Below are 22008 nucleotides of genomic sequence, written 5' to 3'. Positions count from 1 at the left end.
TGCCGGGCTCAGTCGGGGCTGCCGGTGCCGCCGCCGGGCGGGCAGAAGATCCAGCTGCCGTCGGGTAGGTGGGCGGTCCACGCCTCGACGCGGGGGTCCGGTGCGCAGATGAGCCGGTCGCCGGTGTCGAAGGCCAGTTGCAGTTCCCAGTGCTCGACGCGGGCGGCCGAGATGTGATGGTGCAGCAGGGCCAGCACGGGGGCGGCGGTGCGGGGGTCGCGTTCTACGCTGATCCGCGACTCGTGGCCCCCGGCCTCGACGATGGTGAAGTCGGTGATGTCGATGAAGGTTCCGAGCTTTCCGGGCGGCCCCACATCGAAGACGAGCCGCAGCGACCACCAGATCCAGACCTGCTCCACCTCGAGGCCCTCGTAGGCCGAGAACATGCCCATGGGTCGGGGATTCTATGGACTTCGGCCGCCTACATCGGGGACCCCGGCGATAATGGCGTCGTCGGGGGTGGCTACGGGAGGTGTGCTTTGCGCGGCAACATCTTTCTCCGGGCGCTGGCGCTCGTCGGGGCGGTGAGCATGGCGGCGTGTGGCAATACGGCGACCACTCCGTCGCCGACCGGCAGCGGCACCGTGTCGGCGGATCCGGGACCGCGCCTCGACGTCGAACCGTTCGGAGAGGTGAACGGCAGCGCGGTCAGTCGCTACACGCTCACCAACGGCCGCGGGATGCGGGTGCGGATTCTCAACTACGGCGGCATCGTCCAGTCGCTGGAGGCGCCCGATCGCGACGGCCGCACCGAGAACGTGGTGCTCGGCTTTCCGACGCTGGACGGATATCTGGCCAGCAACGGCTTCGCGAGCAAACCGTATTTCGGTGCGATCGTGGGCCGCTACGCCAATCGGATCGCCAAGGGCACCTTCGCCCTCGACGGCGCGGTGCACCAGGTGCCGGTGAACAACAACGGCAACAGCCTGCACGGTGGGACCGCGGGTTTCGATCAGAAGGTGTGGCAGGTGCTGTGGGCCCGCAGCACCGACACGGCCGCGCTGCGGCTGCAATACGTCAGTCCCGCAGGCGAAATGGGCTATCCCGGCACGCTCACCGCCACCGTCGATTACACCCTCGATCGCGACAACCGACTGACGATCGACTACACCGCCACCACCGACGCGCCGACGGTGGTGAATCTGACCAACCACACCTACTGGAACCTCGGCGGCGAATCGGCCCTGCACGTCTACGACCACAAACTCACGGTGCACGCCGACCGCTACACCCCCACCGACGCGACCCAGATCCCGACCGGTGAGATCGCCCAGGTGCGGGGCACCCCAATGGATTTCACCGCCCCGACCCCGATCGGCGCCCGGATCACCGCCGCGGACCCACAGCTGATGACGGGCCAGGGCTACGACCTGAACTGGGTGCTCAACCGCGGTGACGGCACCGCACTGGTCCCGGCGGCCGAGGTGGAGGATCCGGCCTCGGGCCGCACGCTCACCGTGGAGACCACCGAACCCGGCATCCAGTTCTACTCCGGCAACTTCCTGACCGGGGCCTACACCGGCACCGGCGGCCACGCCTACCGGCAGGGCGCGGGCCTCGCGCTGGAGACTCAGCACTTCCCGGACTCGCCCAACCGTCCCGAATTCCCCAGTACCCGACTCGATCCCGGCCAGACCTATCACCAGACGACGGTCTACCGACTCGGCACCCGATAGCGGAGGGAATGCTCGCGCCGCGTTGCCTGTGCACGAGCTCGGCGAGCTGCCGCGCTCGCGAGCGAGGAGAGATTCGTTGTCGGACAAGGTATTCGCAGATCAACACGTGCTCGTCACCGGTGGTGGCACCGGAATCGGCCGCGCCGCGGCGCTGGCCTTCGCCGAACAGGGCGCGGCCCGGGTCACCGTCGTGGGACGCCGGAGCTGGGTCCCAAGGGAATTCGGGTCAACGGCATCGCGCCCGGCAATGTCGTCACCGGCGAGATCATCGTCATGGACGGTGGCCGGACGCTGATCTGAGGTCAGCAGGTACGGCGGAGGTAGCCGGGGGAGCCCTGCGGGACGACGTCTCGGTCGCGGCGCACGATGCTGATTCGGGATTTGAATCCGGCGCAGGCGGCCGAGAGGCCCGCGGCGGTGTATTCGACGTCGACCACGTTGTCGGCGAAGGCGTTCGCGTAGATCTCGCATTCGTCGGTGTCGCCGCATTCCTCGGCGACGGCGAAGTCCAGTCCATTTCGGGTGCGGTTGTCGGCCAGTTCGGCGGCGTTCTTCTGGGCGATGGCCAGGCCCCTGGCGTGAGCATGGGCCGACAGGCGGCGGATGAAGCTCTGGGCCTGGTCGGCGGTGAGCAGATCCTTGGAACGGGTGTAGCTGTCGTAGTTGTCCGGTTCGACGGCCTGGTAGCGCTTGGCAGCGCAGGTGTCGATCCAGCCGTTCACCTTGGCGGCGATGCGAGCCCGCTTGTCCTCGGTGCGGATGTCGAGCAGTACCTCGTTCCAGTCCTCGTCGATCACCAGCTCGCCATTGGCATCGCGCAGCAGCAGATCCGGATCCCATTCGCGCTCCGCGCCGGTCTGCACCTGAAAACCGTTGACGTAACAGATGTTGTACAGCCCCTCGGCGGGAGCGACCGAGTAGTCGCGCGAGACCACGCGGACCCCGGCGGGCGGGGGGTACGGGCCGCCGATCTGATAGTCGAATCCCGCGGCCCGCGGCGGCAGCGTCACCGCCGCGGGCTGCGCCGAAACCTCGGCGGCACAGGTGAATACGGAGGCGGCGGCCAGCGCCGCCGCGCCGAGCCGGGACAGATTCGCGAGCGTGGTCATCGTCGAGCAGTCAAGCAGGTGTGCTCGCTCAGCGCCACTGGGGTTCGCCGTCGAAATGGACGTCGAAGCGGTCGTGCAGGCCGTCCATGCTGTCCCAGTCCGCCTCGCCGCGGGCGATGCGGCCGAGCTGGCGGAAGTATTCGAATCGCGGCAGGCCCGGGGTGAGTACGGCGAAGAATTCCGCCGGGCCGTCGGGGGCGGCGCCGAAGGCGTGGGTCACCCCGGGCGGTACCACGACCAGGCCGCCCCTGGTGACGCTGTGGCGCTGGCCGTCGACCACGAATTCCATTGTCCCGCCGAGGATGTAGAAGAACTCGGTGGACCGGTCGTGGTGATGGGGTCGGGTGCCGTCCGCCCCCGCGGGCAGCAGCAGTCGGTTCGCGCCGAACAGGCCCTCGGTCCGCTCGCTGTCCTCCAGTAGCCAGAACGCCCCGCCGCCGGGCAGCGTCACCGCCTCGACGTCGCGCTCCTGCACGATCACCGGCTTCGACATGACAATTCCTCCGTTTCGCGGCGGCGTCATCGTTCGAGCGCCGCCGATCACGGCAACCGGACCACGGTCCGAATTCTTCCGGATACTCCCGCGATGTCCGAAAGCCGCTGGCGCGAGCTGTTCACGCAGCCGTCGACAGCGCGTCGCCTGCACGCGATAAACAGCGAGCGTGAGAGATCATCGCCGTATTTCCATCACCGTCCTTGCCGCCGTGCTGTGCGCGGCGACCGCCTGCTCGTCCGGGGGCGATGATCGGGGGCTGCACGCGGAGAAGGACCGGCCGCTGGTCATCGGGCTGGACGACCTGCTGGCCCGCGCGGGCGGCAGTGCGGCTGTGGCCGTGGGCAATCCGCAGCACGGGCGGATCGAGCGGCGCGGGGACGGCGCGCTGGTGTACACCCCGCAGGCCGGTTACACCGGCGCGGACAGCATCACCGTCACCACCACCGAGGCCGTGCGGCTCTACACGACCGACATTCCCGTGCTCGGGCAGTTCGGCGGAGTTACTGTGCAGGGCAGTGGATTCGGCTCGGCCCTCACCCCGGTGCCGGGTTCGGCCGACGAGTTCTACGGACTCACCGATCGGGGGCCGAATGCCGACGGGCCGAAGAAGAACGAGAAGATACTGCCCACACCGAATTTCGCGCCCAGGATCGGCAAATTCGAGTTGCGCGGGACCAAGGCGACCCTGATATCGACCATCGAGCTGAAGAACAGGGCGGGCGTTCCGTTCAACGGCCTGGTCGATACCGCGGCCGCGACGGGAGAGACGATGCGCGGTCTCGACGGTGCGCCGCTGCCACCCACCGATCACGGTCTGGATCCGGAGGGCCTGGTCGCCCTGCCCGACGGAACCTTCTGGGTCAGTGACGAATACGGCCCGTTCCTGGTGCACTTCGACGCCACCGGCACCGAGCTCGAGCGGTTGGCTCCGGGCAGCGGCCTGCCGCAGGAACTCTCCCTGCGCACCCCGAATCAGGGCATGGAGGGCCTGACCGTCACGCCCGACGGCAAGACGCTGGTCGGCGTGATCCAGAGCGGTCTGCAGGCCCCCGGTGCGGGACCGGCCCGCGAGGTGCCGATGACCCGCATCGTGACCGTCGATATCGCCACCCGGGCGGTGCGGGAGTTCGTCTACCCGCTCGAGGACCCCCAGAGCCAGCTCGCGGTCTCCGAGATCACCGCGACCGGCCCGAGCACCTTCGTGGTCGACGAGCGCGACGGCAAGCTCGCGCCCAAGGCGAACAAGAAGCTGTGGACCATCGACCTGTCCGGCGCGACCGATGTCGGCCCGCGGTCGACCGTGCCGGGCGCGCACTACGATCCGAAGCTCGGCCTGCTGGTCGACGGTAAGCCGCTCGAGGTCTACGTCGGTGCGGTGTCCACCGCCGACGGCATCGACGCCCTGCGCCGCGCCGGGATCACGCCGGTGGCCAAGAAGTCGAATCTGGATCTGGCCGGTCTGGTCACCGGGCTCGCCGCCGATGGCGGTTTCTTCGGTCACGACAAGATCGAGGGCGTGGCGACCCGCGACGGCGGCAAGACGCTCTACATCGCCAACGACAGCGATTTCGGGCTGGCGGGCAGCACCGGTGAGCAGCCGCCGTTCGGACTGAAGGCCAAGACGCTGCCGAACGGCGTCCAGGACGCCGGTGAGATCCTGCTGGTGGACACGGCCGAACTCCCGGCCGCGACCCGAACCGCCACGGTGCCGATCACCGTGCGCTGATCAGGAGTAGTCGCGGAAGGTCAAGACGAAGCCGATCAGGCCCAGCGCCACGAGCGCGACATACCCGGCCACGCGCAGGGCGAGCCACGGCAGCTGCTGCACACCGAACCCGCCGAGCATCGCGGCGATGAGCATCAGCACGCCGTAGCACGGCGTGCGCCGGGGATGTCGGCCCATACTGGAGGAATAACCCCGCCCGCGCGAATCATCGGGTGATCGCGGACACGCGGCGTGTCGTCACGGGGACCGGTGGGGTCGGCGGGCACGGTGGCGATATGGACGTGACCTCGGGGCCGTTTCGGCGCATCTACGATCCGAGCGTGGGGGAGGAGCGGGAGTGGTACATCAACGACCACACGCTGATCCGGGACGGATGCGGGCGCTGGCATCTGTACGGCATCACCCACCCGGAACCGGCCGATCCGTTCGACGAGACCCAGTTCGCCCACGCCATCGCCGATGAGCTGCTCGGTCCGTGGACCAAACAGCCGCCCGCGCTGATCGTCGACCGGTCCTACGGTGAGACGCATCTGTGGGCGCCGCATGTCGTGCACGACGGCGAGCGGTACCACATGTTCTACGACGGCGGCGGCGTCGACCGGACCGCGACCGCGATGAATCTGGCGACCTCCACCGATCTGTTCGACTGGCAGCGCCATCCGGACGGGCCGCTGTTCCGCGACGGCTACGACGCTCGCGATCCGATGGTGCTGTGGCTGGTGGATCGGTGGGTGATGTACTACTGCGCGACCAGCGATCCGGCCGGGGGCAACCACGTCGTGGCCTATCGCACCAGCACCGATCTGGTGGAGTGGAGCGATCGCGCCATCGCCTACACCGACCCGAGCACCGGCACCTTCGCGGGCAATACCGAATCGCCGTTCGTGCTGTGGCACAACGACTCCTGGTATCTGTTCATCGGGCCACGTCCGGACTATGTGGGCACCGAGGTGTTCCGCAGCGATGATCCGCTGTCGTTCCGGATCGAGGACAAGGTCGGTCATATCGCTGCCCACGCCGCCGAGGTCGTCGACGACGGCGAGCAGCTGTGGGTCACTCACGCGGGCTGGGGGCAGGGCGGGGTGTGGATCGCGCCCTTGATCTTCACCGAATAGGGGATGCTGGTGGGCGACCAGCGGGAGGAATCATGTTTCTCGGCATCGATATCGGGACGTCCAGCTCCAAGGGCGTGCTGGTGGATCGGGACGGCACCATCACGGCCCGGGCCGAACGGGCGCACGGGGTCTCGACGCCGCGGCCGGGCTGGGTGGAACACGATGCGGAGACGGTGTGGTGGGCCGAGTTCCGCGCGCTCGTCGGCGATCTGGTGCGCACCGACGACGAGCGCCGTGGACTGGAGGGGCTCGCGGTCAGCGGCATCGGTCCCTGCCTGCTGCCCGCCGATGGCGAGGGCAATCCGCTGCGCCCGGCGATCCTCTACGGCGTAGACACCCGGGCCACCGTCGAAATCGCCGAGTTGAACGAGGAATTGGGGGCGGAGGCGGTCCTGCGGCGGGCGGGTTCGCCGCTGACCAGTCAGGCCGTCGGGCCGAAGCTGCGCTGGCTGGCCCGGCACGAGCCGCAGGTCTACGTGCGCACCCGAATGGTGTTGATGGCCAGTTCGTTTCTCGTGCACCGACTCACCGGCCGGTACGTGCTCGACCATCAGTCGGCCAGTCAGTGCGTCCCCCTGTACGACCTGCGTCGGCGCGAATGGGCAACGGACTGGGCGGATGCGGTGGCGCCGGGACTGCCGCTGCCCGAGTTGGCCTGGCCCACCGAACGGGTCGGGCAGGTGACACGGGAGGCGGCCGCGGCCACCGGACTTCCGGCCGGGCTGCCGGTCACCACCGGTACCATCGATGCCTGGGCGGAGGCGGCCAGCGTCGGGGTGCGCGCGCCCGGCGATGCCATGGTCATGTACGGCACCACCATGTTCCTGGTGCAGGTGCTCACCGATCCGCGGCCGCATCCGGGGCTGTGGGGCACCTGCGGAACCTGGCCCGGCACATACACTCTCGCCGCGGGCATGGCGACCTCCGGTGCGGTGACCGACTGGCTGCGCCGGTTGGTGGGCGGGGAGTTCGGCGATCTGGTGCGCGAGGCCGATGCGGTGCCCGTGGGCAGTCGCGGGCTGATCCTGGTTCCGTATTTCGCGGGCGAGCGCACGCCACTGTTCGATCCCGACGCCCGCGGCCTGCTCGCCGGGCTCACCCTGGGGCACGGCCGCGCCGAGCTGTACCGGGCCGCGCTGGAGGGGATCGGTTACGGGGTGCGGCACAATCTCGACGCGATGGCGGCGGCCGGGGGTCGGGCGGGGCGGCTGGTCGCGGTCGGTGGCGGCACCAAGGGCGGGCTGTGGACGCGGATCGTCTCCGATATCACCGGCCTGCCGCAGCAGCTTCCGGCCGAAACCGTCGGCGCCTGCCTGGGCGATGCGCTGCTGGCCGCCGAGGCGAGCGGGATCGACACCGCCGACTGGAATCCGGTGGTGGCGACCGTGGCCCCGGACCCCGAGCACAGCGCCGGGTACGACGAGTACTACCGCCACTACCGGGCGCTCTACGAGTCCACCCGCGAGACCGCGCATTTCCTCGCCGATCAGCAGCGCCGCGCCGCCCGGTGACGGGACGCGCCGATCATGGGACAATGCGCCCATGTCCACGCAGGTGCTGACCGAGCAGAACTTTCAGCGGACGGTGTCCAGCAGTGCGATCGTGCTGGTGGACTTCTGGGCGGACTGGTGTGGCTGGTGCAGTCGCTTCGCGCCCATCTACGAGGAATCGTCGAGGCTGCACCTCGACATCGTGCACGGCACGGTCGACACCGAGGCCGAGCCCGCCCTGACCGCCGCCGCGCAGATCAGCAGTCTGCCGACGCTGCAGGCCTATCGTGAGGGCCTGCTGGTGTACTCGAATCCGGGCTTCCAGACCGCGGCCCAGCTCGAGGACGTCGTGCAGCAGATCATGTGGCTGGACATGGACGCGGTGCGGCGGGAACTGGCCGAGAAGATCCCGGGTTTCGCCGCGCCCCAACCCGGTTCGACGCCGACCGGTCCGACCCCGGTGGCGGGCCCGGCCACCGGGCCGTCCGCGTACGGCTGGCCCGGATTGCCGCTGCGCTGAACTCGGGGCGACGCGCCGGTCAGAACGCGGTGCGCTCCAGCCAGGTGGTGACCACCGACGGATCGCCGGAGATGCGAACGCGCGGCTGCTCGACCGGAATTCGGCGCAGCAGCACCAGGAACAGGTCCGCGGCCGTGGCGGCGAGCTCGGCGGTGGTGGGCGCGGTGTCGGCATCCCATTCGATCACGCTGCCGGACCGGCGAATTCGCCAGTGATCGGCATCGTCGGTGGCGTGCAGCGACAGGGTGATCCCCTCGTCCAGGGGCGTCCCGAAACGCGGCGATCCCATGGCCATGAGCCCCAGCAGCTCCGAGATGCCGTCGGCGGCCAGGGCTGGGTCGAGATCGACCTCGCGGCCGAGGGCCAGCAGGGCGTCGGCGCGATGAGCGGTCGTCTCGTGCAGGCGGCGGCGCACCCACCACTCGCTCGGCCGCGGCTGCGAAAACGGCGTCCACACCGGCACTTCCGGCCCGGTGGCGTCGATTGCGTCGATCACCACGCGCGCGCCCTCGCGCAGCCAGGCCGCCGCCGCGGCGACCTCGCGCGGGCGGCGGATCTCGGGAACCTGTGCGAAATCGAGGAATTCGGTGGCGCGGTCGGTGATCATGGCGGCGGCCCAGCGATGTCCGCCGCCGACGTGTGCGACCAGATTGGCCAGCGTCCAGTCCGGGCAGGTGGGAATGGGTGTGGCCGGGTCGGCGTCGAGATAGAGTTCGGCCAGTCGGTCGGTCTCGTCGAGCAGTGCCGCGCGCACGACCGTCGTGTCGAGAGAAGTCACGACGCGAACGCTAGTCATCATGATCGGTGCGGACCACTCGTGCCGCGTCCACGGGCGGCCCCGCGGCCCGGTAACCGTCGAACAGCCTGCCGCCGAAGCGATCCAGCACCCGGGTGACGACCGCGATCATCGGCTCGTCGGCGCCCGCGGCGACCGAGCGCACGGCATGGGCCAGCTCGCGCGCGTACTCGGTGCCGTGTTCGCGATCGAAGGCCGCGAGTTCCCGCTGCAGCCGCTTACCGCGCGCGGTCCAGCGGCGATGCCCGACCAGCAGCAGATCGGCGGCCTGGTGCCACAGATAGGTGGCGATCAGCAGCCGCTCATCGGCGTGGTCGGCGCCGATCAGATCGTCGAGCAGATCGGTGAGCCCGTAGCGCGCCGCGCGTAGTTCCCTGCCGCTCAACGGTTTCGGCCCGGCGGCGAGCCTGCGCCGGCTGAGTTCGCGCAGTCGCCCGCCGCTGCCGTCGTGGTCGAGCAGGAGCAGCGACTCGCCGACCAGCCGGAGCGTATTCGGCCGTCGCCGCTCGGTCTCGCGGGTGAAGAAATACTCCATCGCGGCATCGGTGTGCACGAACAGCTCCACCGGCCAGCCGTTGTAGTGCAGCGACTCCCGATACGGGGCGGGCGGGCCGTCCAGTAGCACGGTGATGTCCAGATCCGATGTGGCCGTGGCGGTTCCGTCGACCGTACTGCCGCCCAGCCAGGCCGCGCGGGCGAGCGGGAACAGCTCGCGCACCAATCGTTCGGCGATCTCGTGGCCATCGCTCGTCACCCCTCAATCGTGGCACCGATGGTGGGTGAAAATCCCGGGACCGACCGCGAATCGGCCCCGCGCGGACGCCGCGCGTGTCAAATTTGGAAGGTGCACGAGATATGGCGGCTCGATCAGGCACGGACCCGTTCGATCAGCGCGGAGAACCCCACGGGTGCGCCGGGCCAGGGTGGGCGCGCGACCACCGGGACGGGTGCGGAGGCGGCGCGCGATCTGGGCATCGGCTGGAAGGTCTCGCCCTCGATCCACCTGCAGGCAGGGGCGACGGCCGTCCTCGCCGACATCACCGGACCGGGCATCATTCGGCACTTCTGGCTCACCACCGACCGCACGCGACTACAGCAGATCACGCTGCGCGTGTTCTGGGACAGCGAGGTCGAACCGGCGATCGATATGCCCCTGGGGTCGTTCTTCTGCAACGCCTGGGGCGAGCTGGCGCTGGTGAACTCCGAGATGATGGTGGTTGCGCCCGCGGGCGGGCTGAACAGCTACTGGCCCATGCCGTTTCGGGCCCACGCCCGGATCGAGCTGACCAACCACGCCGACCGGATGGTGCCGGTGTACTACCAGGTGACCTACCTCGAGCAGGACGTGCCGCGCGAGGCGGGCTATCTGCATGCCACGTGGCGCCATCGCAATCCGCTCGGTCGTCCGGCCATCCACACCCTGCTCGACGAGGTGCCCGGGCCGGGCCGCTACGTCGGGACCTATCTGGCCATCCAGCCGAACGCGCCGCGGTGGTGGGGTGAGGGCGAGATGAAGTTCTACTTCGACGGCGACACCGAATTCCCCACCATCTGCGGCACCGGCACCGAGGACTATGTGGGCGGGGCGTGGAACTTCGATCTGGGCGGGCGCTACACCACCTACTCCACGCCCTACCTCGGCTTCATCCAGGCGCTGCCGCCGGATCGGATCTACGAGCCGTATCAGCGTTTCGGCCTGTTCCGGTGGCACGTGCGCGACCCCATCTGCTTCCAGCGCAGCATGCGGGTCACCATCCAGGCGCTGGGCTGGGGCGACAACGGGCGCTACCTGCCGCTGGAGAACGCCGATATCGGCAGCACCGCCTTTTGGTATCAGAACCGGTTGGTCACGGCACGCCGCTAGGTGATATCGGCGTCGTCACGGCATGCCTCGGCGAATCCGGGGCAAGGTGGAGATATGCAAGCCTTGGTGATCGATAAGCCCGGACGGTTCTCGGTCGAGTCGGTGCCCGATCCGACGCCCGGCCCCGGCGAGGTGGTGGTGCGGGTCGGTGCGGTCGGCATCTGCGGTACCGACGTGCACATCGTGGACGGGGAGTTTCCGCCGACGCCGTATCCGATCGTGCCCGGCCACGAGTTCGCCGGGGAGGTGGTGGCGCTCGGTGGCGACGCGGCGGGCGTGCGGGCCGGGGATATGGTGGCCGTGGATCCGTCGCTGTTCTGCGGGCGCTGCCACTTCTGCGCGATCGGCCGGGGCAATCTGTGCGAGAACTGGGCGGCGATCGGCGATACCGTCGACGGGGCCATGGCCGAATACGTGAAGGTCCCCGCGGCCAACTGCTACCGGCTGCCAGGGCATGTCTCGGCCGCGCACGGGGCGCTGGTGGAGCCGCTGTCGTGCGCGGTGCACGGATTCGACATGCTGCCGCGGCAGCTGGGTTCGCACTATCTGGTCTACGGCGCGGGCACCATGGGGCTGCTGATGCTGCAGCTGGCCACCGCGTCGGGGGCGGCCTCGGTGTCGATGGTGGACATCAACACCGGACGGCTCGAGGTGGCGCGCACGCTCGGCGCGGATGCCGCGGCGACCTCGGCCGACGAGCTGGGTCGGCCCGAGGGGTGGGAGATCGTGATCGACTGCACCGGTGCAATCCCGGCGATCGAGGACGGACTGTCGCGGGTCCGGCGCGGGGGCACCTTCCAGCAGTTCGGGGTCGCCGCGGGCGATGCCCGGGCGGCCATCTCGCCGTTTCGGATCTACAACGACGAGATCACCATCGTCGGATCGATGGCCGTGCTGCACAGCTTCGGGCGGGCGGTGGATCTGCTCGCCGAGGGTGTGATCGACGCCGACACCATGATCACTCACGATTTCCCGCTCACCGGATTCGACGAGGCGCTGCGCACCTTCCGCGCCGGGGCCGGGCGCAAGATCCAGATCCGGCCCGGACGGCGCTGATGCTGGTCGCGGGGGTCGACAGCTCGACGCAGTCGTGCAAGGTGGTGGTGTGCGAGGCCGAGAGCGGAAAGATCGTGCGGCAGCGCCGGATTGCGCACCCCGAGGGCACCGAGGTGCCCGCGCGGGCGTGGTGGGACGCCTGGCTGTCGGCCGCGGACGGCCTGCTCGACGGGGTCGCGGCCATTGCGGTGGCCGCGCAGCAGCACGGGCTGGTGACGCTGGACGCGCGGGGTCGGCCGGTGCGGGACGCGTTGCTGTGGAACGACACCCGCTCGGCCGGGGCGGCGGCCGCGCTGGTGGAGGAGCTGGGCGGACCGCAGGAGTGGGCGAAGGCGGTCGGTAGCGTGCCGCTGGCCGCGCATACGGTCGCCAAGTTGCGGTGGATGGCCGATCGGGAACCCGAACTCGCCGATCGGGTGGCACGGGTGCTGCTGCCGCACGACTACCTGACCTGGCGATTGCGCGGCGGCACCGTCGATGTCGAGCCGACCACCGATCGGGGCGACGCCTCGGGGACCGGGTACTGGTCGCCGGGCGAGGAGCGTTATCGAGAAGACCTGCTGGCGCTCGCCTTTCGGGGACGGCGGCCGGGGCTGCCGCGAGTGCTGGGCCCGGCGCAGACCGCGGGGCATACGCCCGATGGTGTGCTCGTGGCGGCCGGTACCGGCGACAATGCCGCCGCCGCACTGGGTTTGGGGTTGCGGGAGGGCGAGGTGGTGGTCTCGCTGGGCACCAGCGGCACCGTGTACACCCGCAGCTCCTCGCCCAGCGCCGACGCCACGGGCGCGATCAACGGCTTCGCCGATGCGACCGGTGCGTATCTGCCGCTGGTGTGCACGCTCAATGCGGCGCGGGTGCTCGAGGCCGCGGCGCGGATGCTGGGGGTGGCGGCGAGCGCGCTGGAAGGGCTGGCCCGCCAAGCGGTTGCGGGCGCGGACGGCCTCACACTGCTGCCCTATCTGACCGGCGAGCGCACCCCCGACCTGCCCGAGGCGACCGGCACCCTGCACGGTCTGACGCCGCGGAACATGCGGCCGCCGAATATCGCCCGCGCCGCGGCCGAGGGGATGGTGTGCAATCTCGCCGAGGCCCTGGACCGGTTGCGCGCGGGGGAGCTCCCACCGCGTCGCGTCGTGCTGATCGGCGGCGCGGCGGCCAGTCCATTGATCGCCGAGATCGCCCGCGACATCTTCGGTCTGGCGGTCGCGGTGCCCGAGCCGCGGGAATATGTGGCCCTCGGCGCGGCGCGCCAGGCCGCCTGGGCGCTGACCGCCACCGCGAATCCGCCCGACTGGCCGGTCCCGCCCGCGCGGGAAATCGAGGCGCCCGCAGTCGATTCCGGTCGCGCGATCCGGGAGCGGTATGGTCGCCTGCGCCGGGCGATCCACGGAAATTGAGATGATTCGGCACGGCCGGCTCCTCTACAGTCGCGCTATGACCTGGACCGTTCCCGAGGTCGACCGGCCCGAACCGCCCGGCATTGGCGCCGAGCGGGCAATGGTGCAGACGTGGCTGGATCACCATCGAATGACGTTGCTGCGCAAATGCGAGGGGCTCGACGCCGAGCAACTGCGGCTGCGCAGTGCCGAGCCGTCGGAGCTGTCGTTGCTCGGGCTGATTCGGCATCTGACCGATGTCGAGCGAACCTGGTTCCGCAAGCGCGTCTGCGGCGAGGACGTTCCGGATCTGTACTGGACCGAGGCGGATCAGGACGCGGACTTCCACGCGGTGGCCGATGCGGATGCCGCGGCCGCGGTGGCGGTATTCCGGGAGGAGATCGCGGCCTGCGACAAGGCCGTGGCCGAGCTCGCCCTGGACCACACCTTCGTCCACCCGCGCACCGGGGAAACCATGAGCCTGCGCTGGGTCTATCTGCACATGATCGAGGAGTATGCCCGCCACAACGGGCATGCGGATCTACTGCGCGAACGCATCGACGGCGTCACGGGGGAGTGAGCAGGCCGTGATCGCGGGCCCAGCCCGCGATCTGGGTGCGCGAGGTGAAACCGAGTTTGGTGAGGATGTGCTCGACGTGGGTTTCGGCCGTGCGCACCGAGATCACCAGTTCGGCGGCGATGCGCTTGTTGCTGTGGCCCACCGCGATCAGGCGGGCGACATCCTTCTCGCGCCGGGTGAGCACATCCAGTGCGGCGGTGTCGATTCGGCGCGGCGGGGCGGGCGGGTTCGCGGGCGCGGCGGTGCGGCCCAGCGCGTAGTCGATGGCGGCGGGCAACGGTAGCGCCGCACCGCTGTCGTAGGACGCGCGAAAGCCCTGTTCGCCCAGCGCGTTCCGGACCTGTTCGCGCACCTTCTCCCCGACGGTGCCGATGATGGCGTGCGCCAGCCGGACGGTGCTGCGCTGCAGGGTCTGCGCCGCGCCCATCAACCGGGCGGCCCGCTCGAATTCGCCGCGCGCCGCATCCGACCACGCCATTCCCTCGAATGCCGAGGCCAGCCAGACGCAGCGATCGAACCGGGCCAGCATTTCGATGGCGCGGCCCATGTAGTCCGCCGCCGCGTCCTGATTCCCGCGTCGCCAGTGGTCCAGTCCGACCGCCCACAGCGCCAGCCCGCCGAGGAGATGCGAGCCGTATCGGGTGGTCAGCGCGAGGAATTCCGTCGCGATCGCGGTGGCGCGCTCTTGCGCCAGTACCGTCGCGCAGATGAATCCGAAGGCCAGGCTGTCCATTTCGACGGTGGGCCGTCCGCATTCGCGGGCCAGTGTCGCGGCCTGATCGCAGCGGGTCAGCGCGCCCGCGGTGTCGCCGTCGGTGAACGCGATCAGCGCCGCGCCCAGCCGTGCCTCCGCGAGAATGTCGTCTGCGCTCAGTTCGGTTGCGAGCATGACGCATTCGTCCAGCAGCCGACCCGCCGCCGCGCGATCGGACAGCAGCCCCGCCAGCGAACCCGCCGAGGACAGCCCGCGCGCCCGCAGCGGTGTCGGATCCGGATAGCGGTCCAGCGCGTCGGTCAGCCAGCGATAGCCCTCCGACAGGAACCGGTAGTGCTCCCAGTAGGGCCGCAGCGCGGTGGCGGTCTCCACGGCCAGCGCCGGGGCGTCGGTGAGCGAGAACCGCAGTGCTGAGCGAAGATTGGCGTGCTCGCGAGTCAGCTCCGCGAACCACGCGACATCCTCCTCGCCGCCGTAGGCCCGCTGTCCCCGCAGCGCCAGGGCCCGGTAGTGATCGCGGTGGCGGGCCCGCACGACCGCGGCGTCGCCGCGCTCGGTCAACCGGTCGTGCCCGAACTGCCGAATCGGTTCCAGCATCGAATATCTGGCTGTCGCGCCCTCGTAGCGCAGCGTGAGCACGGACTTGTCCACCAGCCCCGTCAGCGCGTCGACCACATGTCCGCCCGGGGCGCAGACCGCCTCGGCGGCATCGATGTCGAAGCCGCCCGCGAATGCCGAAAACCGTTCCCACAGCCGCTGTTCGGCGGGTGAGCACAGCTCGTAGCTCCAGCGGATGGCACCCTCGATGGTCCGCTGGCGGTGCGGTGCGGTGCGGGGTCCGGCGCGCAGCAGTTCCATCGTGTTGTCCAGGCGGGCCAGGATCTGTTCGGGGGTGAAGACGCGAAACCGCAGGGCCGCCAGTTCGAGTGCGAGCGGGATGCCGTCGAGCCGACGGCAGATCGCGGTCAGGGTTCGGTGGTTGGCCGGGGTGCGGGCGAAGTCGGGGTTGGCGGCGCTCGCGCGCTCGACCAGCAGCCGCAGCGCGTCGCTGTCCGGTTCGACGGCGGGCAGCGGCGGCACCGGCATGACCTGTTCGCCGGGGATGCCCAGCACCTCGCGGCTGGTGGTGAGCACCCGTACCCGGTCGGTGCTGGCCACGATGCGCTCGACCAGGGTGGCCACCGCCTCGATGAGATGTTCGCAGTTGTCCACGATGAGCAGCAGCCGCTTGGCGGCCAGAAATTCCAGCAGCCTCGGCAGCGGTGCGGTGGTGTCGTCGCCCAGCTGCAGTGCGTCGGCCACGGCCAGCGTCACCAGCTCCGGATCGCGCACATCGGCCAGTTCCACCAGCCAGACGCCGTCGGGGAACCCGCGCGCCACGAGCTCACCCACCTGCCGCGACAGCCTGGTCTTGCCCACTCCGCCGGGACCGAGCAGGCTCAGCACCCGCGTCGAGGTCAGCAGCCGACGCGCGGTGGCCAGTTCGTCGCGGCGGCCGACGAAGCTGGTGACTTCGGCGGGAAGGTTTCCGGAGACACGCCGCGCCATGCTTGGTAACACTATCGAAACCCGTATTCCCGGTGGGTGGGCTTCGGCGGTGCGGGCATAGGCTGGACGGGCGTACAGGAGAACTGGCGCTCATATTTCGCCGCGACGAGGAGGCACCTGCCGTGCGCATCGGCATCATGCTCGGCCAACCGACCGGATCGGACGCATTGCTCCGGCTGACCGACGACCTGCGGCAAGCCGCCGAGGAGGGCTTCCAATCGGCCTGGTTGTCGCACATTTTCGGGATCGACGCGCTGACCGCCCTCGCGGTGGCGGGCAGCCAAGTCCCGGGTATCGAGCTCGGCACCGGCGTGGTGCCGACGTATCCGCGCCATCCCGGGGCGCTCGCGCAGCAGGCGCGCACCACCGCCCTGGCCGTCGGCCCGGACCGGCTGAGCCTGGGCATCGGGCTGTCGCATCGAATCGTCATCGAGAACATGTACGGATACGACTTCGACAAGCCCGCTCGGCATATGAAGGAGTACCTGTCGGTGCTGCTGCCGCTGCTCGCGGGTGAGCCGGTGTCCTATGCGGGTGAGACGATCCGCGCCAATCTCGCGCTGGAGGTGCCGAACGAGGATCGGGTGCCGGTGTTGCTGGCCGCGATGGGGCCGCAGATGCTGAAGCTGGCCGGGCGCCGCACCGACGGCACCGTGCTGTGGATGACCGGTCCGGCGACCATCCGCACCCATATCGCGCCGATCGTCACCGAGGCGGCGGCCGCGGCCGGACGACCCGCCCCGCGCGTGGTGTGCGCGCTGCCGGTCTGTGTGACCGACGACGCCGACGCGGCTCGGAACAAGGCCGCCACGGTGTTCGAGGCCTACGGCACGCTGCCGTCCTATCGGGCCATGATGGACCGCGAGGGCGTCGCGGGCCCCGGCGATCTGGCCATCGTCGGCACCGAGGATCAGGTCGCCGCCCGCATCCACGAGATCATCGCCTCGGGCGCAACCGAATTCGTCGGCGCGCTGTTCACCGGCGGCGAGTCCGCCGCCCGCACCCGCAAACTGCTCGCGGGGCTGGCGAGCTGAGTGTCGCTTGACCTCGAGCGCACTCGAGGTAGCAGGGTGGAGCCATGACGCAGACCGCAGAGTTCTGGAACACCGTGTACGACAACGACACCGCGCCGTGGGTGATCGGCGCGCCGCAACCCGCGATCATGGCCGTGGCGGACCAGGGTCTGATCCGGGGGCGGGTGCTGGATCCCGGGTGCGGGGCGGGGGAGCACACGATCGCGCTGACCAGGCTCGGCTACGACGTGCTGGGAGTGGATCTGGCGCCGAGCGCGATCGCCTATGCCCGGCGCAATGCCGAGGCGAAGGGCGTGCCCGGCGCGCGCTTCGAGGTGGCCGACGCGGTCCGCATCGGCGCCGATCCGGAGTACGCCGCGCGCTTCGGGCTGTTCGACACCGTCGTCGACAGCGCCCTGTTCCACATCTTCCTCGACGATCCCGGTACCCGCGCCGCCTACGTTCGCAGCCTGCACACGCTGCTGCGGCCGGGCGGGGTCCTGCATCTGCTGGCCCTGTCCGATGCCGAACCCGGCTTCGGACCGCGGATCAGCGACACCATGATCCGCGAATCCTTCACCGAGGGCTGGGATCTGGAGGAGCTGCGGCCGTCGCACTACACCGGCCGGATCACCGATACGGTGGCCGAGGATTCTCAGGGGCTCGACGTCGCCGCGGACGGTACGGTGCGGGTCAGCGCCTGGCTGGCGCGGATTCGCCGCCGGTAGCGCCGGGTCAGCGCCAGCGCGCGCGGCGCGGGAACAGCAGCCGCCCCGCCTCGTGCGACACCTCGAGCACCACGCGGGCCAGCCGGTCGAAGCTCATGCCGTCGGCCCGCCCGGACAGCGACAGTGCCGCCGGTGCCGTGCCGCGACCGCGCAACGGCGCCGCGACACAGGCGATTCCGGCGACCGCCTCCTCCCGGTCGATCGCCACGCCCTGGCGCAGGCGGATCTGGGCGAGCTCGCGCTGCAACGCCTCGGGTTCGCAGACGGTGCGCGGAGTCAGCCGCGCCAGCCGGGTGCGGAAGGCGGCCTCGGCGATATCCGGTTCCAGGACCGACAGCATGGCCTTGCCCAAAGCCGTTGCGTGCGCGGGCATCCGACCACCGAGGCGGGTGGGCAGGGCGGCGGCGAAGCGGCCGCCTGCCTTGTCCAGATAGACCACGTCGCGTCCGTCGAGCACCGCCAGATGGCCGACCATGCCGGTGCGCTGGGACAGTTCGTGCAGCAGCGGGCTCACCGCGTCGCGGATCTCGTTGTGGTCGGCGGTCAGCCCGCCCAGCTCCAGTGTGCGCATGCCCAGCCGGTAGCCGCCCGAGGTGTGCGCCAGCCAGCGCAGTCGGATCATCTGGTCGAGGATGCGATGCACGGTCGAGCGGGGCAACCCGGTGCGGTCGACCAGCTCCAGCAGCGTCAGGGTGGGAGTGGAGGCATCGAACGCGTCGAGGATCAGCGTCATCCGTTCGATCATCGACACCGGATTCGCGCGTTCCGCGGAACGCAGCACGGTGACGGTCATGGGTACCTCCGTAAGCTCATCGGCAGCCTAGAAGCCGGGCATCCAGGCATGAGCGTTTTCGATTTGTGTCACCAGTCACAGTGCTCGCCGCGCGGGCGCGGCGAATCGGTGGAATTACGTAGGTGTTACGGATCAGTTGTCGGTGAAGGTCACGCGCACGGAGATGGGCGTGGTCTGCAGGGCGGCGAAGCCCGCGGCGGTCAGCGGGGCCAGCCGCGGATGCGGTGCGAAGGCCTTGGCGCGCTCCACCACATCGTCGTCCGGGCGCAGCTCGGCCACGCCGATGCGCCACCGATCGCCTTGGCGCAGGCGCACCCGCGGGTTGGCGCGCACGTTGTTGCCCCAGCCCGAACGCAGGCCGTGCTGGCAGATGATCCACGCACCCGCCTCGTCGAACAGCACCGACACCGGCACCCGGCGGGGCTGTCCGGACTTGCGGCCGATGGTCTCCAGTTCGGTCGCGAAGCTCGACCGCACCCCGACCCGGTCCAGCGCGCGGAACGCCGGATTCACCAGGTAGCGGCCGACGGCGCGCTCGACGGCGAATTTGCGGGCCAGCCGGTCGGTGCGAGCCGGACCGCGCTGCGGGCGGAAGGCGTCCCAGCCGTTGCGCCGCAGCATCGATACCGCCGTGCGCCACGGTGAGCGCGCCGGGTCCGGGTCCAGACCCGCGCCGAGCCGATGCAGCTGATCGGTGTGCCACTGCAGATCCAGCGCGCCGTCGAAGGCCTTGACGGTGCGCACATCCGACAAGCGTTGCGGCAGACCCAGCGAGATGGCCGGGGGCCGTAGGGCGTCGGTGCGGCCGGTGAGCAGATCGCCCGCGGCGGCGGTGATCACGGCCGACGGGCGGCCCACGCCGACCACGTCGCAGGCGCCCGACTCCACCGCCTCGGCCATCACCGCGCGGGTGCGGAAACCGCCGGTCACCGCCAGCGGGACCGTACGCGCCAGGGCACGCACGGTTTGGGCGTACTCCAGGAAGTAGGCCTCACGTGCCCGGGTGCTCGCCGAGCGGCCCATCATGGCCGGGGATTCGTAACTGCCGCCGCTGATCTCGATGAGATCCAGCTGTTCGGCCGCGAGGCGTTCGACCACCGCGCGCGATTCCTCCTCGCTGAATCCGCCGCGCTGGAAATCGGCGGAATTCAACTTGATGCCGACCGCGAAGCCGGGGCTCACCGCCGCGCGGATCGCCCGCGCCACCTCGATCACGAACCGGGCCCGCCGCTGCGGATCGCCGCCCCAGGCGTCGGTGCGCCGGTTGGCCAGCGGAGACAGGAATTGCGAGACCAGATAGCCGTGCGCGCCGTGGATCTGCACGCCGTCGAAGCCCGCGGTCTCCACGATCCGGGCGGCGGTGGCGAAGCGGTCGATGATGTCGTGGATCTCCGCCTCGGTCAGCGCCCGCGGCGTGGGCATGCCCGGAATGCCGAGCGCGACCGCCGACGGCGCGACCGGGCGGCGGCGCGACGCGATCGGATTCGACTGCCGCCCGGGGTGATTGAGCTGCACCCAGACCGGCGTACCGCCGTCCTTGCCCGCCTTGGCCCAGCGGGTCAGCTCCTCCAGATGTCGCTCGTCCTCGATGGCGACATTGCCCGGCTCGCCGAGCTGGGTGCGGTCGATCATCACATTGCCGGTGACGATGAGGCCGAAACCGCCCGTGCCCCAGCGCCGGAACAGCCGGGTCAGGCGGTCGTCGGGGCCGTGCTCGCCGTCGCCGAGGCCCTCGCTGAGCGCGGACTTCATAATGCGGTTGGGCAGTACCTGTCCGCAGGGAAGGGGCAGGGGATCGGGCAAGGCGGCCAAGGCGGTACTCCCTTCCGTGCGGTCCACCCCGTGGTAGACCGAATGGTTTACTGAAGGGTAGTACACCGATCGGTATACATCAAGGGTAGGCTGGGCGGACGGACCGTGCAGGAAGGGGTCGCAGATGGGAGCCCGCGATCGGCTCATCGATAGCGCCGTGGAGTTGATGCGCCGCAACGGCGTGGCCGGGACGGGTATCGCGCAGCTGCTCGAGCACAGCGGCATTTCGCGGCGTTCGGTGTATCTGAACTTTCCCGGCGGGAAATCGGAGCTCGTGGCCGAGGCGACCCGGTTCGCCGGGCAGGCCTACAGCGCGCTGCTGCGGACGGTCACCGCGGGCGCGGACCTGGCGACCACCCTGGCCACCTTCCCGGGCATGTGGCGCGAGGTGCTGGTGTCGAGCGATTTCACCGCCGGCTGCCCGATCGTGGCCGCCGCCCTCGGGCGTTCGGAGGCGCCCGAGGCCGCCGACGCGGCCGGGGCGGCCTTCGCCGATTGGGAGCAGATCCTGGCCCAGCGGCTGGAGGCGGAGAAGGTGGATCCCGACACCGCGCTGTCGCTGGCGACCACGATCGTCGCCGCGGTCGAGGGGGCGGTGGTGATGTCGCTGGCGACGCGGTCGGCCGCGCCGCTGGAACGGGTCGGCGCGCAGATGTCGGCGCTGGTGGCCCAATACACCCGGGCGGGCTGAGACGCGTTTCGCGCCAATAGGTCAAGTACGTTCCGCCGCAATAATTGCCGAAAATTTCCACGTGCGTGTGAGCGATTTTCCGGGGTAGCTTGACCGCATGAAGATTCTGGTTACCGGCGCCACCGGAAATATCGGTCGCATGACCGTGGACCATCTGATCGCTTTGGGGGCGGACGATATTCGCGCCCTGTCCAATCGGCCGGAGCGGGCCGGACTGCCACCGCAGGTGGAGGTCGTGCGCGGGTATCTGGGCCGGCTCGAGTCGCTGCCCGCGGCCTTCGAGGGGGTGGACCGGATGTATCTGGCGCCCAAGCTGGAAACCGTGACCGAGGTGGTGGAACTGGCCCGGCGCGCCGGAATTCGCCATATCGTCGATCTGTCCGGCGACGACACCACCGACTGGCAGCCGATCGCGCAGGCCGTCGAGAAGTCGGGAGTGGCCTGGACCCACCTGTACGCGGGGGAGTTCATGGACAACTTCGAGATGTGGGCCGAACAGATCCGCCGCACCGGTGCGGTCCGCGAGCCGTATCCGGAGTCGGCGAATGCCGCTGTGGCGATGGACGATATCGCCCGGGTGGCCGCGACCGTGCTGACCCAGGACGGGCACGCGGGGGCGACCTACACCCTGACCGGTCCGCAAACCCTCACCCGGGCCGAACGCGTGCGGCAGCTGGGTGCCGTATTGGGGCGCGAGCTGTCGTTCGTGACGGTCTCGCACGAGGAGGCCGTAGCGCTGCTCGAACCGATGCTGGGCGATTTCGCCCGCGATTACGTCGACGGCCTGGCGCTGGGCGTCGACCATCCCCACCGGGCCAACACCACGATCGCCGACGTCACGGGCCGCCCGGCCACCACCTTCGCCGAGTGGGCGGCCGCCCACGCCGACCAATTCCGCTGAACC

22 protein-coding genes are annotated in these 22008 nt (G+C 70.1%); 13 read left to right on the top strand and 9 right to left on the bottom strand.

Going from position 1 to position 22008, the window contains the following annotated elements; translation table 11 throughout:
* Window positions 1-8: 8 nt before the first annotated feature.
* The gene (locus tag NDR87_RS09700) at window positions 9-392 is read right to left on the bottom strand and encodes a DUF6188 family protein (protein ID WP_251910796.1); all 384 of its coding nucleotides are present in this window, start codon (window positions 390-392) and stop codon (window positions 9-11) included.
* Window positions 393-479: 87 nt separating this feature from the next.
* Between NDR87_RS09700 and NDR87_RS09695 the strand changes: the two genes are divergently transcribed.
* Entirely contained in the window at window positions 480-1676 is a 1197-nt protein-coding gene (locus NDR87_RS09695; RefSeq protein ID WP_251910795.1) for an aldose epimerase family protein, read from the top strand.
* Between the two features lie 302 nt (window positions 1677-1978).
* Here NDR87_RS09695 and NDR87_RS09690 read toward each other — a convergent pair whose 3' ends face one another.
* Both NDR87_RS09690 and NDR87_RS09685 read right to left on the bottom strand, forming a co-directional pair.
* Window positions 1979-2785, bottom strand: a complete 807-nt coding sequence (locus NDR87_RS09690; protein ID WP_251910794.1) for an endo alpha-1,4 polygalactosaminidase — start codon at window positions 2783-2785, stop codon at window positions 1979-1981.
* Window positions 2786-2813: 28 nt separating this feature from the next.
* On the bottom strand, window positions 2814-3278 hold the full coding sequence (locus NDR87_RS09685) for a cupin domain-containing protein (protein ID WP_251910793.1): 465 nt from the start codon (window positions 3276-3278) through the stop codon (window positions 2814-2816).
* A gap of 169 nt (window positions 3279-3447) precedes the next feature.
* Here NDR87_RS09685 and NDR87_RS09680 point away from each other — a divergent pair, with 169 nt between their 5' ends.
* Window positions 3448-5007 (top strand): esterase-like activity of phytase family protein, encoded by a 1560-nt coding sequence (locus NDR87_RS09680; protein WP_251910792.1) that lies wholly within the window; start codon window positions 3448-3450, stop codon window positions 5005-5007.
* On the opposite strand, the gene NDR87_RS09675 is transcribed toward NDR87_RS09680, so the two are convergent.
* Window positions 5008-5184 (bottom strand): hypothetical protein, encoded by a 177-nt coding sequence (locus NDR87_RS09675; RefSeq protein WP_251910791.1) that lies wholly within the window; start codon window positions 5182-5184, stop codon window positions 5008-5010.
* Between the two features lie 98 nt (window positions 5185-5282).
* Between NDR87_RS09675 and NDR87_RS09670 the strand changes: the two genes are divergently transcribed.
* Genes NDR87_RS09670 through NDR87_RS09660 form a run of 3 tightly spaced genes read left to right on the top strand, consistent with a single transcriptional unit; the run spans window position 5283 to window position 8132 of the window.
* On the top strand, window positions 5283-6122 hold the full coding sequence (locus tag NDR87_RS09670; protein WP_251910790.1) for a glycosyl hydrolase family 32: 840 nt from the start codon (window positions 5283-5285) through the stop codon (window positions 6120-6122).
* Between the two features lie 32 nt (window positions 6123-6154).
* Window positions 6155-7633: an FGGY-family carbohydrate kinase gene (locus tag NDR87_RS09665; protein WP_251910789.1), complete on the top strand. Its 1479-nt coding sequence runs from the start codon at window positions 6155-6157 to the stop codon at window positions 7631-7633.
* A gap of 31 nt (window positions 7634-7664) precedes the next feature.
* Window positions 7665-8132 carry a thioredoxin domain-containing protein gene (locus NDR87_RS09660; RefSeq protein WP_308212068.1) on the top strand — a complete coding sequence of 156 codons (468 nt, stop codon included), beginning with the start codon at window positions 7665-7667 and terminating at the stop codon, window positions 8130-8132.
* A gap of 19 nt (window positions 8133-8151) precedes the next feature.
* Here NDR87_RS09660 and NDR87_RS09655 read toward each other — a convergent pair whose 3' ends face one another.
* Entirely contained in the window at window positions 8152-8910 is a 759-nt protein-coding gene (locus NDR87_RS09655; RefSeq protein WP_251910788.1) for a maleylpyruvate isomerase family mycothiol-dependent enzyme, read from the bottom strand.
* Window positions 8911-8920: 10 nt separating this feature from the next.
* Window positions 8921-9682 carry a nucleotidyltransferase domain-containing protein gene (locus NDR87_RS09650; protein WP_251910787.1) on the bottom strand — a complete coding sequence of 254 codons (762 nt, stop codon included), beginning with the start codon at window positions 9680-9682 and terminating at the stop codon, window positions 8921-8923.
* Between the two features lie 90 nt (window positions 9683-9772).
* On the opposite strand from NDR87_RS09650, the gene NDR87_RS09645 reads away from it, so the two are divergent.
* Genes NDR87_RS09645 through NDR87_RS09630 form a run of 4 tightly spaced genes read left to right on the top strand, consistent with a single transcriptional unit; the run spans window position 9773 to window position 13804 of the window.
* Window positions 9773-10792, top strand: a complete 1020-nt coding sequence (locus tag NDR87_RS09645) for a glycoside hydrolase family 172 protein (RefSeq protein WP_251910786.1) — start codon at window positions 9773-9775, stop codon at window positions 10790-10792.
* A gap of 54 nt (window positions 10793-10846) precedes the next feature.
* Window positions 10847-11848, top strand: coding sequence for a zinc-dependent alcohol dehydrogenase family protein (locus NDR87_RS09640; protein ID WP_251910785.1), 1002 nt, complete (start codon window positions 10847-10849; stop codon window positions 11846-11848).
* Window positions 11845-13245 carry a xylulokinase gene (xylB, locus tag NDR87_RS09635; RefSeq protein WP_251910868.1) on the top strand — a complete coding sequence of 467 codons (1401 nt, stop codon included), beginning with the start codon at window positions 11845-11847 and terminating at the stop codon, window positions 13243-13245. The genes NDR87_RS09640 and xylB overlap by 4 nt, the downstream gene beginning before the upstream one ends.
* A gap of 37 nt (window positions 13246-13282) precedes the next feature.
* A complete protein-coding gene (locus NDR87_RS09630) occupies window positions 13283-13804 on the top strand; it encodes a DinB family protein (protein WP_251910784.1) in 522 nt (173 codons plus the stop codon).
* On the opposite strand, the gene NDR87_RS09625 is transcribed toward NDR87_RS09630, so the two are convergent.
* Complete coding sequence (locus NDR87_RS09625) at window positions 13791-16067, bottom strand: LuxR C-terminal-related transcriptional regulator (protein WP_251910783.1); 2277 nt, start codon at window positions 16065-16067, stop codon at window positions 13791-13793. The two genes, NDR87_RS09630 and NDR87_RS09625, sit on opposite strands and share 14 nt — an antisense overlap.
* Before the next feature lie 122 nt (window positions 16068-16189).
* On the opposite strand from NDR87_RS09625, the gene NDR87_RS09620 reads away from it, so the two are divergent.
* Window positions 16190-17101 (top strand): LLM class F420-dependent oxidoreductase, encoded by a 912-nt coding sequence (locus NDR87_RS09620; protein WP_251910782.1) that lies wholly within the window; start codon window positions 16190-16192, stop codon window positions 17099-17101.
* A gap of 44 nt (window positions 17102-17145) precedes the next feature.
* Window positions 17146-17808, top strand: coding sequence for a bifunctional 2-polyprenyl-6-hydroxyphenol methylase/3-demethylubiquinol 3-O-methyltransferase UbiG (locus NDR87_RS09615; protein WP_251910781.1), 663 nt, complete (start codon window positions 17146-17148; stop codon window positions 17806-17808).
* Between the two features lie 7 nt (window positions 17809-17815).
* Here NDR87_RS09615 and NDR87_RS09610 read toward each other — a convergent pair whose 3' ends face one another.
* Together NDR87_RS09610 and NDR87_RS09605 are read right to left on the bottom strand one after the other, a co-directional pair.
* Window positions 17816-18601 (bottom strand): IclR family transcriptional regulator, encoded by a 786-nt coding sequence (locus NDR87_RS09610; protein ID WP_251910780.1) that lies wholly within the window; start codon window positions 18599-18601, stop codon window positions 17816-17818.
* Between the two features lie 132 nt (window positions 18602-18733).
* Entirely contained in the window at window positions 18734-20413 is a 1680-nt protein-coding gene (locus NDR87_RS09605) for a nitroreductase family deazaflavin-dependent oxidoreductase (protein ID WP_251910779.1), read from the bottom strand.
* A gap of 124 nt (window positions 20414-20537) precedes the next feature.
* On the opposite strand from NDR87_RS09605, the gene NDR87_RS09600 reads away from it, so the two are divergent.
* Complete coding sequence (locus tag NDR87_RS09600; RefSeq protein ID WP_251910778.1) at window positions 20538-21104, top strand: TetR/AcrR family transcriptional regulator; 567 nt, start codon at window positions 20538-20540, stop codon at window positions 21102-21104.
* 97 nt (window positions 21105-21201) lie between these two features.
* Complete coding sequence (locus tag NDR87_RS09595; protein WP_251910777.1) at window positions 21202-22005, top strand: NAD(P)H-binding protein; 804 nt, start codon at window positions 21202-21204, stop codon at window positions 22003-22005.
* Window positions 22006-22008 lie beyond the last annotated feature (3 nt).

Source organism: Nocardia sp. CDC159, from assembly GCF_023740735.1.
In the GTDB taxonomy this organism is placed as follows: Bacteria; Actinomycetota; Actinomycetes; order Mycobacteriales; family Mycobacteriaceae; genus Nocardia; species Nocardia pulmonis.
Note: the sequence above shows the minus strand (reverse complement) of the source record. Positions and strands in the feature narration are given on the sequence as shown.